Annotated in this window: 15 protein-coding genes; 4 read left to right on the top strand and 11 right to left on the bottom strand. The window is 43.7% G+C overall.

The window, feature by feature from the left end:
* Positions 1–9: 9 nt before the first annotated feature.
* The 5 genes from NST25_RS02020 to NST25_RS02000 all read right to left on the bottom strand — a co-directional run bounded on the left by NST25_RS02020 (position 10) and on the right by NST25_RS02000 (position 6,140).
* Complete coding sequence (locus tag NST25_RS02020; RefSeq protein ID WP_076304317.1) at positions 10–987, bottom strand: phosphotransferase; 978 nt, start codon at positions 985–987, stop codon at positions 10–12.
* 102 nt (positions 988–1,089) lie between these two features.
* The gene (locus NST25_RS02015; protein ID WP_076185659.1) at positions 1,090–3,480 is read right to left on the bottom strand and encodes an ABC transporter permease; all 2,391 of its coding nucleotides are present in this window, start codon (positions 3,478–3,480) and stop codon (positions 1,090–1,092) included.
* A gap of 265 nt (positions 3,481–3,745) precedes the next feature.
* A complete protein-coding gene (locus NST25_RS02010; RefSeq protein ID WP_076192795.1) occupies positions 3,746–5,320 on the bottom strand; it encodes a sigma-70 family RNA polymerase sigma factor in 1,575 nt (524 codons plus the stop codon).
* 84 nt (positions 5,321–5,404) lie between these two features.
* The gene (locus NST25_RS02005; RefSeq protein WP_076124622.1) at positions 5,405–5,734 is read right to left on the bottom strand and encodes a carboxymuconolactone decarboxylase family protein; all 330 of its coding nucleotides are present in this window, start codon (positions 5,732–5,734) and stop codon (positions 5,405–5,407) included.
* Between the two features lies 1 nt (position 5,735).
* Positions 5,736–6,140: a tautomerase family protein gene (locus NST25_RS02000; RefSeq protein WP_076185657.1), complete on the bottom strand. Its 405-nt coding sequence runs from the start codon at positions 6,138–6,140 to the stop codon at positions 5,736–5,738.
* A gap of 110 nt (positions 6,141–6,250) precedes the next feature.
* On the opposite strand from NST25_RS02000, the gene NST25_RS01995 reads away from it, so the two are divergent.
* The 4 genes from NST25_RS01995 to NST25_RS01980 all read left to right on the top strand — a co-directional run bounded on the left by NST25_RS01995 (position 6,251) and on the right by NST25_RS01980 (position 9,225).
* Complete coding sequence (locus NST25_RS01995; protein WP_340393248.1) at positions 6,251–7,156, top strand: LysR family transcriptional regulator; 906 nt, start codon at positions 6,251–6,253, stop codon at positions 7,154–7,156.
* Positions 7,157–7,217: 61 nt separating this feature from the next.
* Complete coding sequence (gene infC / locus NST25_RS01990) at positions 7,218–7,736, top strand: translation initiation factor IF-3 (RefSeq protein ID WP_076185653.1); 519 nt, start codon at positions 7,218–7,220, stop codon at positions 7,734–7,736.
* 296 nt (positions 7,737–8,032) lie between these two features.
* Positions 8,033–8,350 (top strand): transposase, encoded by a 318-nt coding sequence (locus NST25_RS01985; RefSeq protein WP_076301905.1) that lies wholly within the window; start codon positions 8,033–8,035, stop codon positions 8,348–8,350.
* Positions 8,299–9,225, top strand: coding sequence for an IS3 family transposase (locus NST25_RS01980; protein WP_340394351.1), 927 nt, complete (start codon positions 8,299–8,301; stop codon positions 9,223–9,225). The genes NST25_RS01985 and NST25_RS01980 overlap by 52 nt, the downstream gene beginning before the upstream one ends.
* Positions 9,226–9,540: 315 nt before the next feature.
* Here the strand turns inward: NST25_RS01980 and NST25_RS01975 are convergent, their stop codons facing one another.
* The 6 genes from NST25_RS01975 to nfsA form a co-directional block, all read right to left on the bottom strand.
* Positions 9,541–10,242 (bottom strand): histidine phosphatase family protein, encoded by a 702-nt coding sequence (locus tag NST25_RS01975; protein ID WP_076275989.1) that lies wholly within the window; start codon positions 10,240–10,242, stop codon positions 9,541–9,543.
* Between the two features lie 18 nt (positions 10,243–10,260).
* On the bottom strand, positions 10,261–10,863 hold the full coding sequence (locus NST25_RS01970) for a response regulator transcription factor (RefSeq protein WP_036682756.1): 603 nt from the start codon (positions 10,861–10,863) through the stop codon (positions 10,261–10,263).
* The gene (locus NST25_RS01965) at positions 10,860–12,014 is read right to left on the bottom strand and encodes a sensor histidine kinase (RefSeq protein WP_076185649.1); all 1,155 of its coding nucleotides are present in this window, start codon (positions 12,012–12,014) and stop codon (positions 10,860–10,862) included. Before NST25_RS01965 ends, NST25_RS01970 begins: the two co-directional genes overlap by 4 nt.
* Before the next feature lie 4 nt (positions 12,015–12,018).
* Positions 12,019–12,753 (bottom strand): ABC transporter permease, encoded by a 735-nt coding sequence (locus NST25_RS01960; RefSeq protein WP_036682760.1) that lies wholly within the window; start codon positions 12,751–12,753, stop codon positions 12,019–12,021.
* 2 nt (positions 12,754–12,755) lie between these two features.
* Positions 12,756–13,664, bottom strand: a complete 909-nt coding sequence (locus tag NST25_RS01955) for an ABC transporter ATP-binding protein (RefSeq protein ID WP_076124631.1) — start codon at positions 13,662–13,664, stop codon at positions 12,756–12,758.
* Positions 13,665–13,859: 195 nt separating this feature from the next.
* Positions 13,860–14,612, bottom strand: a complete 753-nt coding sequence (nfsA, locus tag NST25_RS01950) for an oxygen-insensitive NADPH nitroreductase (RefSeq protein WP_076304312.1) — start codon at positions 14,610–14,612, stop codon at positions 13,860–13,862.
* Between the last annotated feature and the right edge of the window lie 5 nt (positions 14,613–14,617).

Here is a 14,617-nt window from a genome sequence, read left to right as displayed (position 1 = left end):
GGGTATTGTCTATTGGATAGAATGAACTTCACACCAATTACGTAGGAATTGCAGATTAGTATTGAAGTAATGATCGTTTTGCCACCCGCAACTCCAAACCTGTGCGTTCCCTGTGTGCAGACCCATCAACCATATCTCCCGGATAGCAACAAATATAGGGATTGCCTTTAAATCGTTCTCAGATAATACTTTATGCTTTTGGTATGAGTTCAGGAAAACAGTCCATTGTTCATTGTCAAAATGCTCTCGTTCTTTCCCTCTAACCCTTGACCACAGAAACACGGAAACATCATAGGCCCTCCAGCCAAAACCTCCGCAATCAAAGTCGAAATGAGTCAGGGTATCCTCGTAGAAATGTACGTTCGCTCCATGAAGATCACCATGACATGCCCCCCAATCCAGCTCTGATGAGATTTCAGCTATGCTATTTGCCAATACTTCCGACAAAGATTCTAGATAATCGATATCCTCTTGCCTGTGGGATAAAGGCTTGCGAATCGATTGAAGCGGTTCTTGAAGCAGATGATCCAGATTAAGCGTAAATCTTTGCTGCCCACATTCGAAATCATCCATAGCCAGATGCATCTTAGCCACTTGTTCACCGTATAATTCACAGCTAGCTTTTTCATCGGAATAATTGCCTTTTGCAAAAGTAAACAGAACTGCGTAACGTGTTCCTTCAGGAGCCTCCAGCTCAATTAGGTAACCACCATCCCTGCTGATTACCGGAGCCGATACCGGGATATTCTTCTTATTTAAGTGATTCAATAACTCCACTTCAAAATCAATCTCATGTTTATTTCGCCAATGAGCTTTATAGATCCTAAGAATGTATTTATCAATAGAGGTCTTTAGTAAATAGGTATCATTAAGTCCGTTCTCATAAAAACTACACTCCAAAACATCCCCGATTTCATAAAGATCATTAATTACGGGTACTATGGCATGGGAAGAAATTACGGAATGATACACCGGCAGTTTCAGCATATAAATCACCCTTCAACGTTAATTACTACTCACTATTTATTTTCACGTTTGGCCCGTATAAAGGCGAGGGATTTATTAAATATAGCTAAACTTTCCGCATCGTTAATTTAATTGCTCTATAATGCTCTGCTTCGATATTGATCGTCTAACAAACTGAACCATACCAGTCTGGACAAGTAAAATAACCAAGAAATACAGGAAAATAGCACTCCAAGGGAATTGGTATTGAATGTAGGAAAGCCCCCCCATATTCCCTGCACTCTTACTTATCATGTATCCCATTAGATTGCCCGTAAAAAGAGCCATCGTAAAGCTTCCAACCACTAAAAATCCTGTTTCATAGGTTAACATAGCCATTAATTGTTTTCGGCTCATTCCTATGGCTTGCATAAGGCCTAGCTCCCCTTTTCTTGCAGAAATAGTGGTGATTATGGTGTTCAAGAGATTGATCATACTGAATACTGCTATAAAAACCATAAAACTATACACTGAAATAGTGATAGTTCTAAAAGCAATTCTATTGGATTCCACAACTTCGGAAAAAGACAATAATTTGAGTGTATCCTCATTGAGAATCACACCCTCTAACTCACTCTTTATTGACTCTTCATTCGATTTATCCATAGTAATAACTTCGTAGCTCTTATTGCTATTAAAAGGGGCTACAGTTTGCATTACTTTGGGTGGAAGATAAAATGAAGTTCCTGAATTCTTATCCGTAATATCTCCAATGATCTCAAAATCATGTTTGGCCTTCTCCTGATCATTAGCAATTATGAATGAAATATGATCACCGACAGCGTAATGAGCCCCGTAATAATCTAAGTCACTACTGGCGCTGTTAAGGAGTATGTAGGATGCATCCGACGAATCAACATCTGGGATCTTCCCCTCAGCCAAATGACTACTCCATCTTTCGTTGTTTAACGTAGGGATATTCTCAATACTGACTATCGCGGCCCCGTCATCCGTTTTTATTCCTTCGATAGCAGCTTCAATATACTGATGTTCGATTACGTCCTCAACTTCATTTATAGCTAGGATTTTATTTTTTAAAGAAGTAGATAGTTGCCCTTCCGTCTGAAGATCACTTAATGAGGTTGTTTCAGAATACAACTCATTATTAATTTGAATATCAAACCGACCATGATTCGGAAAATATTTCTCTGCTTTTGAGATTGGATCGACCGAGTTTAATAATGTCCCCAAGGAAACAAATAGCGTTCCGCTTAAAAAAAGAGACAGCAAAGTTAACACCGTCTTTTTCCTGCTTCTTGATAAGTTCAATGCAGCTAAAGAAAATGGTGTGAGTCTTTTCGAGTTTCTTTTCTCCTTTTTTGTATTAACATCGGCATCTACATGTCTAATCGCCGTTATAGGAGAGATTCTTGATGCGAATTTAGATGGTGCGTTTAATGAAGCTCTAACTGTTACTTTGGTGAGCAAACCGGCTAAAAAGGCAAGTGAAAAACTTGGAACTGCATTCCAGTGAAAGCCACTTAAAATCCAGCTCATTAAACATCCTAAGATAACTCCAATAGGGATATATTTTCTTGAAAGATTTTTCCCTTCATATAGAACTAGCTGTTTTATCTGCTTTTTTGTTGCACCGATTGCTCTAAGTTGTCCGTATTGTTTAATTCGCTTAGTAATTGAAATATAAAAGATATTGTAGATAACTAGCCAACAAGCCAGTGCGATGATCAGCATGATAGACAAGATGGATATCACAGTGCTTCCTGACAGATTATTACTGTCCACATTCACATTATTGATCTGAATATTTCTCTCAGAGATACCCATTCGCTGCCCTATTTCTTTGATTTTTGACTTCAGTTCCTCGTTGGAATAACTGCTGCTGTTGTTGATGCTAATTGCCGCGGAGTAATCCTCTTTGGAAAGAAACGGATCTGCCTCAACGAACGCGCTTGATACCAGAGCATTGTAGCCGATTCGATTTTCGTTACCTGATGCGGTTGTTTGCAGAATTCCAGAAATCACAAATTGGCTGGTTTGAAATTCTTTGCTGGCATTGTTTCTAAATTGCAAAGAAATAGAATCGCCAAGCCCCAGGCTTCGATCATCGGATAACTGAAAGTCTTTTTCTATTGCAATTTCATTTTCTTTTGTAGGGAACTTCCCCAGAACGATATTGGCATTTGATAAATCCATCATGGCTTGATCCGTGTAGAGAATGGACAATAAACGTTCTTCTTTTTTCTCTCTGCCTATTTCCTTATAGAGTCCGATTTTATTAATTCCCTCTATTTCTTTCAATCGTGAGATTTCATTGTTATTGAGATTATAGAATAAAGCCTGGAAATTCGACTCATGTTGTAGGTTAGTAAAAGAATTATAACCAAAGGTCATTACAACAGTTAATAAAAACGCAGCTAAAGCTATCACACTGCCTACAAAGTAATTTTTGGTTTTTTCCGCTTTTAAATTTGCTTTTGCAATTCTTATCATTGCTGTTTTATTCTGTATGGACATTGATACATCATCCTCCTATCGTATAACGAATATTCCTCCCTTTGCATCATCAAGTGAATACTTTCACTATTTATTCTATAGATAATATTCTCCAACAAAGATCAATCACCCTTTAAATAGATGATATATACTATATTTACTATTCATATAATATATGGATACAACAAAAAAGACTTCCCCCTCTGGAGCGTTTGAGTATCTCCAAGTTAGTGGAAGTCTTTTTATGCTCAATATGCCTTGTGTAGCAAACATTTAGATTAATAAATTACGCCTCGGCACTTCTCTCCTGAAGCGCACCGACCAACGGATTCCACCGCCAGCGCGGAGTCAATCCTTGCAGATGTACACCTCCAAACCACTCATCGCTGCCATTCTTCTGCACCCAGTCTTCGTTTCCAGCTATTACACTCTTACCTAGCTCTGTTAATACAAGCTCACAGTCTTTAAATTGCATTACTGAATCGTTATAAACAGGGAACTCATTGCATCCATGGGTTTGTAGCAAAGGGTACGTGCCTTGTACCATCTTTCTTAGGATATGCCAATATTGCAAGTCGCCCATTCCCAAGATATGAAGCTTATCACCCACATTTTTGAACAGCTCATAGGGTGATTTTATTCCCTCATGGATCATCTCCAGCGTGATTTGTTCTACGATGCCAAGTCCGTTTGTAGTAGAAGGAAAGCGCGATAAATGCGCCCGGAAGGCGTCATGTGCAAAGGGTAACGCCGATGTATCTGTAGTTAATCGTTGTTGCAGCAATTCTGGATTCGGTGATACATAGGCTTCCCAGAGTGCTTGACCTGCTTCTAATTCTTTGGCTCCGATTAGCTTCCATGTGCCTGATAATGTTTCCATCTGCTCTATAGAAAGTTGTCCAAGTCCTCGAAATAACTTTATTCCCGGATACTCTCCAATGCATAGTAAGCTTAGCTTGGTGGTTAACATTTTCTGCTTCGAGAACCAATGGAGTAAATAACTGAGCATCGTCTGATCGAAAAGGTCATGCTCGAACCATAACACCACTTCTTCATATTTATGGAAATCAGCTAAAATCTTCTCTTGCCTCTCACTATTGGCGATAAATTCCCTCTGCGGAATCCCCATCGTTTGTTCCAAATATTGCGCTCGAACAGCGCGGTTATCTCCATCGGCAGGATCCAAAAATACCGGCCCATGCGAATATACCTCTCTCCACACTAGTACATCACCTTTCACGATTCCTTGCCGCAGCTTCTCTCCCACTACATCTCCATTTACAATGTGAAGCACAGCTTTTCCCCCTTCGTACAAATGGTTGAATACGGAAAGAACATCTGCCACAGGCAATGCACCTTTCAGCTTGCGGCGGGCATCAAAAAGTCGCTTCTTCAATACCGAAACCGAAGTCCCCAGAAAGTCAGCAATCTCTTGTAGTGAGTAGCCTTGAAAATAATATAATTGAACGGCAATCCGCATATTGGACGTTAATGCAGCTATAGACTCGTGAACCAGCCGTTGGGTTTCCTTTTTCTCAATAATATCTGCTATAGAAAATGAAGATTCTGTCGCTTGCGCAGCTTCATCGTAGGGTAATGCAGGATGTTGCTTTCTTCGCAAGATGCGATAACATTGCCGCACCACAATAGCTTTAAACCAGCCCGGGAATGCCTCTACTGCTCGTAATTTATTCAAATGCAAAAAGGCTTCTGTGAAAGCTTCCTGCACAGCATCTTCCGCTAATTGATAGTCACGCAGCTTTTCGAACGCAACTGCATTGGCCATCGGTGTAAAGTGCTTAACAATCTGTTCAAAAGCTTGTCGGTCTCCTTGTTTAGCCTCTTCGATATACTGAAGCATCTGTCCTCCGCTCCCTTCTTCCGTATTATATACAAGTGCCAATGAAGTTCCTAAAGGTTACGGATGGGATTGAAAAGTCAGACGTTATTTATTTTTTCCTATTACATCCTTTGCAACCTCTAGAGCTGAAGAGGCTCGCGGCCAACCTACATAAAAAGAAAGGTGGGTGATGGCCTCCACGATTTCTTCAAGTTGTAAGCCGTTCTCTAAAGCCAAGTGCAGATGATAGGGGAGTTGTTCCGTCATGCCCCCCATCACCAAGGCAGAAATCGTAATCATGCTACGATCCCGAAGTGATAATTGCTCACGTCTCCATAAGTCCCCAAATAACACATTTTCCGAGTAGTCGACGAATGCCGGAGCGAACTCCCCTAACGATTCCCGTACATTTGTGACGATTTTCTGATGCGCCATATTACACCTCCCTAACCGGAGGTTGTAGCATTTGAGCAACACCGTTACCAAACGACCAATCTTCGAATTCCGTATCGACGAGCACAATGAATATATCTTCTTTTCTGATGTTTAGCGTCATCGATAATTCCTCGGCTAGCCTCGCGTAAAAGCTTTTCTTCTGTTCCGTTGATCTTCCGGATTTTAGCGTAACTTGGATATATATCAGTCCGTCGCTTCGTTCAATATTTAAATAATCTTTACTATAAAAAAATTCCCCCGCTTTATGCGCATGAAAAACCTGAAACATATCATCCTCCGGTACATGGAAATGCTGAATTAACGCGCTCATAATCGCTCTGCATATTCCTTCTAGCTGATGAATGTCGTATTGTTGCTCCAGATAACTGACTCTAATGAATGGCATTTTAATTCACTCCTTCTTTGGAATTCTTTTATTGTACTCTCAGTATTTTGATTTATATAATTGAATAAGATAATAATCTTAATCAATTATACCGATAGAGGTGACAATCGATGGATCTAAAAGAACTGATGGCTTTTAAGACCATTCTTCAAGAAGGCACTTTCTCACGCGCTGCCGAGAAGTTGAATTATGCACAGTCTACTATTACCAACCAAATTCAACGACTTGAAAAAGAACTGGGCATACAACTCTTTCACAGAGGCTGGGAAGTAGAACTGACAAGTGCTGGGCAAGTTTTTGCAGGGGAAATCGATAACCTTATTCAACATTGGAACTATGTAACAGAACTCACCAAAGCTTTACAGCATGACGAAATTGGTACACTTCATATCGGAAGCATTGAATCCATGATGGAATCCGTCCTACCGAACGCCTTGCGAAAGTTTCAGGAGCAAAAAACAAAGATGGCATGTAACTTCATTCAGGGTAACACTGATTCCCTCTCACAACTTGTTCTACAAAGTGAACTGGATTTTGCCATCTGCGGTGAGCCGTCCGACCTGTTTTTCTTTTATTTCGAACCGCTCTATCACGAAAAGATCGCTTTTATAGTAGATGAAAATCATCCTTTAAGCGGACGAGACGAGATTTCATTTCGAGAAATTCTTGAATATCCAATTATAGCTGGAGGACGCACTTGCTTATATCACCTTCGGTTAGCTAAGCAATTTTCGAGATTCGAATCAAAGCCCACTTTATCCACCATAAGCCAAATTTCTGCTATTCCTCATTTTGTAAGAAAGAACCCTGGGGTAGGGGTAGTGCTTGATTCGACAGCTTTAATGACAGATATCGTAAAAATAGATGTTGAACTAAGCGAGCCGTTCATTCAAGTGGGTATATTGCAGCGGCGCAACCGAGAATATCTAGCAACATCATCTAAAAAACTAATCCTACAAATCATAAAAGAAGAAATTGAGAGGATTAGTAACGCTAATCCTACGCTCCACATTTGAACCTCAAGCTAGTTCCATATATGATAGCTTTATCATCGTTATCAGGGGAGGATTCATAGCAGTGGCAGTATTAATCAATGAACAAATCAGAGCATCCGAAGTAGTTCTTACAGGACTTAGGGGTGAGAAGCTGGGTATCGTCTCACGGGAAGAGGCGCTGGCCATGGCCAGATCAGCGGGAGCTGATCTGGTATGCACCTCGCTAATGAGCAGCCCACCGCCCTGCAGCCTAACTGCAAAGGGCAAAGCAAAAGCGGCCGCGCAGAAAGAAGCAGCCTCAGCACGCAAGGCCAGTGGGGGCTCAGCTGCAAAGGGCGGCAGCAAGGAGAAGGTCAAAGAGCTCCGCTTCACTGCTCATATTGAAGAGCATGACTACGATACGAAGCTCCGTCAGGCCGAGAAGCATCTACGCTCCGGCAAGCCGGTGCAATTAGTTGTCAAAGCTTCCGGTGCGAAGGAAGCTGCTGCCGCAAAGACGGTACTAGAACGCCTCGTAGCTGACCTCAAGGAAGTCGGAGTCAAAGATACTGGCATCCAGACAGGCGGCAAAGGTTCACAGGTGAAATTAAATCCACGGTGAAGAGTGGAATTTCAGATAATTTAGGCTCAAAACCCAAATTAGTGGACCATTTCATGAAAAAGCTGCTGCTATCTGCAAATGTAGCTTTATTGCGAGCAGAATTCAGAATTGCGTTCGGACACCACAGCCCTTATTCGTAACTATTTCGCTGTTCTGGGATGCTAACGGACTTCAAAGACTTTATATCACTAAAATAGCACGATATCCCCTCCATTTATGGCAAATAATGAAGCTAGAATAAAAAGTGGACACTAGTTAACAGACTGGCGATAATGAGTCCACGGAGGTGTGTTCACATGGGAGAACATCGACAACGGTATAACGAAGAATTTAAAAAACAGACAGTGCAGTTCATTCAAGAGCAAACAAAGACAGTGGGCGACTTGGCGGAAGAGCTCAACATCCCAAAAAGTACCCTGCATCAATGGATGAGCCAGTATCGAGAACTAAAGAATGAACCGGCGGCTAGCATGGATCGAGTACGGGAACTCGAGGCACAGTTGAAAGAAATGAGCCGTCAACTTCAAGAAAAAGATAACAAGATTGCCGATGTGGAAGAGGAATTAGCGATCGTAAAAAAAGCAGTGCACATCTTCAGCAAACCAAGGAACTGAGATTCCAGTTTATTGAAAAACATCGCTCCGAGTTTCTCTTGGAGAAGATGTGCATGACCCTACATGTGTCACGGAGCGGGTACTACAAGTGGCGGACAGAAAAAACCAGTACGCATATGCTTCGTAAGGCTGCGATAATGAAGCGAATTCAGTATCATTTTGCAGACCATCAAAAGCGGTATGGGAGTCCGAAGATCACCCGCCTGTTACATCAAGAAGGTTATACCGTTACCGAACGCACGGTGAGTGTGTACATGCGACATATGAAGCTTCGCTCCATTGTCTCCAAAACGTATCGCGTACAGACCACCGACTCCAATCATGACCATCCGATTGCCCCGAATACGCTGAACCAGCAATTTAAAATACTCAAACCCAATTCAGTATGGGTTACCGACATTACTTACATTCCTTGCCGGGGAGGGCGCTTGTACCTGGCAAGTGTGATGGACCTTTGCACGCGCGAAATCGTGGGGTGGCGCTTGGAGAACCATATGGAAACTAGCTTGATTTTGGGCGCTTTACAAGATGCTTACGAAGCTAAACAACCGGAAAAGGGTCTATTACATCACTCCGATAGAGGTTCTCAATATACTTCTCATGAATACACGAAGCAGTTGAAAGCGTATGGCATGGAGTCCAGCATGAGCCGCAGAGGTAACTGTTATGATAACGCCTGTATCGAGTCGTGGCACAGCATTTTGAAAAAGGAGCTCATTTATTGTAATCCGCGATTCAAAACTAAGGAGCAAGCCTACCAGACACTTTTTCAATATATTGAGTTTTACTATAACCGCAAGCGAATGCATGGCGCGCTGGGGTATCTTTCTCCAGTTCGTTTTGCTGAGCAATTGACTAGAATGTCTGTTGCGTGACTGTCCACTTTCTTGACAGAGGTCCACTCGAGTCCGCAACTTCCTCCAAAAGGCTTAAAATGTACAAATAGCTGCATCTAAGTCCGTTAGCACAATAGCAAGTGGAAATCAGGAACTGGGCAAGGGGCATGATTCTTATATGCAAGCAAAAGCGCCTTCGGTGCCCCTAAAGGACGGTAAGCGTTTATGCGAGAAATAGAAGGATAATGTCTCGTGCCAAACTTATACTTTCTTGTATTATTAAAAAAGGCCATCCTCTGCGGGATGGCCTTTCACTTCATAGACAATGTTCTTGCTCGCTCTTAATCAGTCACCTTAAACATGATTACCCATTAATCCCCTTGGGCGATAGTTCATACCCCCAGCATAGAGGTGGGAGACATCTCCCAATCCAATACATCTGGGAACTGCATAGTGCTCGCTGCGCTCTTCAAACAAGATCGTCGTTACCGAGCTTGGAGCAAGCCAAAATACGGACCAAGCCAAGGCTAAAGGAATCTGCAATAAATGGGCTAGCCATGCAAGGCCAAAGCCACCGTGACACACAACTCCAATCTTCTTGGTAGAAGGCTCGAGGATACGATATAGGCCATCTTCTCTTTTATAGTGGTGGCTAAGCAAGAATTGATCTGAAGCCGCTTGTAGTTCGCTAAACCGCAATCTGTATTCCTCTTGTTTTAACCAATGATCTGTTTGATCAGACCATTCTCTTTTTCCACTCGATAGTTCACTAATATGTTCTCCCGGACTATCCCATATAGGCGCCATTTGTCCATCCAACATAATCCCTGTCCAATCCAATTCACAAGTCCAAGGTTCTGTCTGAATTACAAGTCCCGTCTCTTTGGCCACATAACTTGCTGTTGTCTGTGCTCTACCCAATGGTGAAGCATATAATTCATCCAGTCCGATAGATGCCATGCGTTTTCCCAATGCCGCTGCTTCCTGATGCCCGAATTCCGTTAGATCATCTATGGAATAGTCCGGATCACCATGACGAATCAGAAATATTTGCATAACAATGCCCTCCTCCCCTCAAATCCAGCCTTTTTCTTCCGCCAGCCGTACCGCCTCAATCCGGCTTTTCACTTCCAGCTTATTGAGTATTTCAGAGATGTAATTGCGGACAGTGCCATAAGACAGATGCAGCGAAAAGGCTATCTCGCTCGCGGTTTGCCCTTCTCCAGCCAGTTTTAAAATCTCGCGCTCCCGTGCTGTTAATGGATTCTCCTCCCGCAGACTGCCGAAGACTAACTCAGGAGATACCTCCCGATGTCCAGCCATGACACGACGAATAGATTCAGCTAGCTTATCTACAGGCTCGTCCTTCAACAAATACCCTTGAATACCAGCCTTTACTCCACGCTCAAAATACCCTGGACGGGCAAAGGTGGTCAAAATAATAATTCGGGTCGGACAACCCTTACTCCGCAATATTTCTGCAACCTCCAGCCCGCTCTTGAACGGCATTTCAATGTCCATGAGACAGACATCCGGCTGAAGCTTGTCGATTAAAGCTAACGCCTCCGCCCCATCACAAGCTTCTCCGACTACTTCGATATCGTCTTCAAGATCCAGCAAAGAAGCCATCGCTCCCCGAAGCAGACGTTGGTCCTCCGCTATAACAATGCTTATCATGCAGTCTCACCCCCTTGTGCATCTTTTACGATTAGCGGGATGGTAACGATCAGCGTAGCTCCCTGACCCTCAGCTGAGCTTAGCGACAGGGAGCCATCAATCAGGGATAGACGCTCTGCCATTCCCTTCATGCCATTTCCATCGCTAAGCCCACCATTCCCTCTCTCCCCATGCTGTAGACCAATGCCGTTATCCTTAACGGTAATTCGCACTTCTCCAGCCAGCTTTGCCACTCCTATGAAGCATTTGTCCGCTCTACTATGCTTTACGATATTAGTCACTGCTTCTTTGATACAGAGGCTAAGGATATTTTGCGTCAGGTCGGATACCCCCTCCAGAGAGATATCCCCTTCCACTTCTAAGGCGATCTCTGCCGTTCGCAGCATCTCTCCAGCTTCAGCCAGTTCCTCTGCTACTGAGATCGCTCGCATTTCCGACACTAGCTCACGCACTTGACGGAGCGCAGCCCGTGAAGTGCGCTGAATTTCTCGTGCTTCCTCTTGAGCTCGCTCCGTATTTTTCGTCACCAGCTTCTCTACGAGTTGGCTCTTTAACGTAATCAAGGACAAGGTATGGCCAAGGGTATCATGCAGGTCACGGGCGATTCGCATTCGTTCCTCACGCTTCACCAGCTCTTTAATTACCTCATTCGCTTGATCCAGCTCTTTCTCCAGCTTCTGATTCCGATTCATGGACCTCACTCCGAACGGACTAATCAACATAATAATAATAAACGGAGCTAAAAATATCACACTTCCCCACTCCATCCCACGACCCACTAAGACCAGCACCGAAAGGATCATGATCACAAAAGAAGTAAATGCAATTTTGAAACCTTTATTCTCCGTATAATATGCGATAAAATTTGCGGTGAAAAAGCCCATGTACAGATTATAGGGGGTATAGAACACACTAAGCACCACGATGATCAACATTTGAATAATTAACCAAACATTAAACACTCCACCCCGCACCCAATACAGCTGGCGATAGCTGAGGGCAAATACCACTATCATAATCCCGCCCAGAATGAGCTTCATTCCAGTCTCCCCGCGCAAATTCAGGATGGGCATAACCAGATAAACAGCCCATACAAAAGGGAAAAATCCCTGTTTTTGTGGAAATAACCGGAACTTCGCACGCTCAGCCATTCATTCACACCGCTTCCTGTTTTTTTCGAATATAGACCGATAGTAACATAAAAACTACCAAATATCCGAGCAAAATCAAGACATTACTCCACGTCGGAGCTGATCCACGAACGATCTCCCAGGCTCCATTCCCATAGTTATAAGAAGGCAACCAATGACCAATCCGCTGCATTAATCGTGGCAGAATCTCAATCGGCATCCACATGCCCCCTGCTACAGCAAGAGCCATATAAATCACGTTGCTGACTCCACTGGCTGTATCCACCCGTTTCATAGCACCTACAAGCGTACCAATCGCTAAAAATGGTAGAGAACCGATCAGGATCCACAGCCCGCTAAGCACCCATTGACCTGCGGATAAAGAGACGCCATTGATTAAATAGCCTGCGATAAAAATACAAATGACCGAAAACAGATGCATCATCGTCTGTCCGAACATTTTTCCGAAAAAATAGATCGATCCCGGCAGCGGTGTAATCCGAATAAAGGTGGTCCAGCCTTGTGTTCGTTCTTGCACCAACCGGATGCCAAGCGTCATAATGGCTGAGCCCATTACACTGAAGGTCGCCATAGACATTAAATAATGAGCACGCCACGTTAGGTCATCGCTACCTGTATTGACCACCCGGGTGAAGATGAAATAGAACATGATGGGCATGAGCAAAGACCAGAACACATAATACGGATTACGGATGATCCGTAGCATTTCCGCTTTACACTGTACAGTAATTAGTCTCATGGTTAGACAGCCTCCTCTTGGTTCATGGTCAATTGTTCAAAAGCCTCATCCAAACGTCCCTGATCAATTCGAACATCTTTCACAGGAAGTCCAGCCACAAAAATCGCTTTAAGCGCCTCATCTGTATCCTCTGTGGTCACGTGAATGCGGCCATCTTTTTCATAACAGTCCTCTATAGCAGCTAGGTCTAGCAGGTTTCTGCGCAATTGCGAGCGATCACCCACAGGCAGGAAGGACACGGAACGCTTCACAATCCGCGATTTAATCTCATCTGGACTTCCGTCCGCAACTAAGTGTCCTTTACTGAATAATAGAATACGATCCGCGATATCTTCTGCTTCCTGCAAATAATGGGTCGTGAACACAATCGTTTTTCCTTGCTCCGCAAGTCCACGAACCGTTTCCCAGAACCGCCGCCGGGAAGTAATATCAAGTCCGACTGTAGGTTCATCGAAAAAGATCAGCTCCGGATTACCCGCGAGGGCTAGCGCAAAGCCCAAACTACGCTTTTGACCGCCCGAGAGCTTCTCGGCGTATCTATTCAAATCGGCTGGCGCAAGTCCAGTAGCCTTAATTAGAAACTCCATATCCATAGGCTTTGGATAATAGCTGCGGATCAGATCAATGATCTCCCGCACCTTTAGCCGATCCATTACACTTACCTCCTGCAGCATCGCTCCAGTCTTTTCACGTACTGCTTTATCCTTCGGATGATGACCGAACAACTCCACTGTACCCTCGGTAGGCTCTATTAGCCCCAGCAGCATGCCTAATGCCGTTGTTTTCCCCGCTCCGTTCGGTCCCAGAATAGCTGTAATCGAACCTTTAGCAATGTTAAAGCTGATATTATCTACGGCCTTTTTATCCTTATATATTTTGCTGACCCCGTGCATTTCTATAATATTATCCATAACGTAATCCCTCCGCTTCCGAATGCGTTTGATCTATTTCAATCATATGGAAAAAGAAGACATGACATTAGTATGGACTGTCATTTCTTTAAGATGACAACTGTCACCTTCCTGGCTTCGAATAAAAAAAAGAGGCTGCCCTATCAGTAGAATAAACTACTAATAAGGCAGCCTCTTTAGGTGAAGAAAGTTTAGTTACCTCCGGAGGAATCCTTTTTCCAGCAGAAACTCCTTCATATGCAGCCGTGCTGGCTGTGACAATCGCTCCGCCATAATGGCCGACCAAGGGGTGTCTTTGGCGCCGTGGGTCCGCTCACGCATATAGTCTGAGGAGACTTTATCGTAAGTTTTGACCTGCTCCACAGTGGTTTCCGCATTGTATCGATTACGATGCAGAACAGCCTCTAGTGGAAGCCGCGGACGCAGGCCCGAAGCTCCGTCAGGATAACCTACACACATCCCGAATATCGGATAGACCAATTCAGGCAGTCCCAGCAATTCCGATACCTCCGCGATCCGGTTACGGATTCCACCGATATATACAATTCCAAGTCCTAGTGATTCCGCAGCCACTGCAGCATTCTGTGCAGCAAGCGCAACATCAACGGTAGCTACAATCAGGTTCTCAGCAGAATCTTCATAAGAAGTCTCTCCCTGCAAATGAGGTTTCGTCACCTCGCGCAGCCGATACAGATCAGCGCACCAGACCAAAAACACTGGGCATTGTTCTATATAAGCCTGATTGCCCGCTAGTCCCGCAAGCTCCGTCTTTAGTGCCGGGTCAGTAACTGCAATAACACTATAAGCCTGAACATTGCTTGAGGTTGAAGCCATCTGAGCTGCTCCAATAATAGCGCTAAGCTGATCTTCACTTACTGGCTTATCCTGAAACTTGCGGACAGATGCATGTTTCATTAACAGAGAAATTGTATCGTTATTTACTTGCACTGTGG

The sequence above is a fragment of the Paenibacillus sp. FSL E2-0190 genome, from assembly GCF_037992965.1.
In the GTDB taxonomy this organism is placed as follows: Bacteria; Bacillota; Bacilli; order Paenibacillales; family Paenibacillaceae; genus Paenibacillus_AQ; species Paenibacillus_AQ odorifer.
This window is presented reverse-complemented; position numbering and strand designations above follow the sequence as displayed.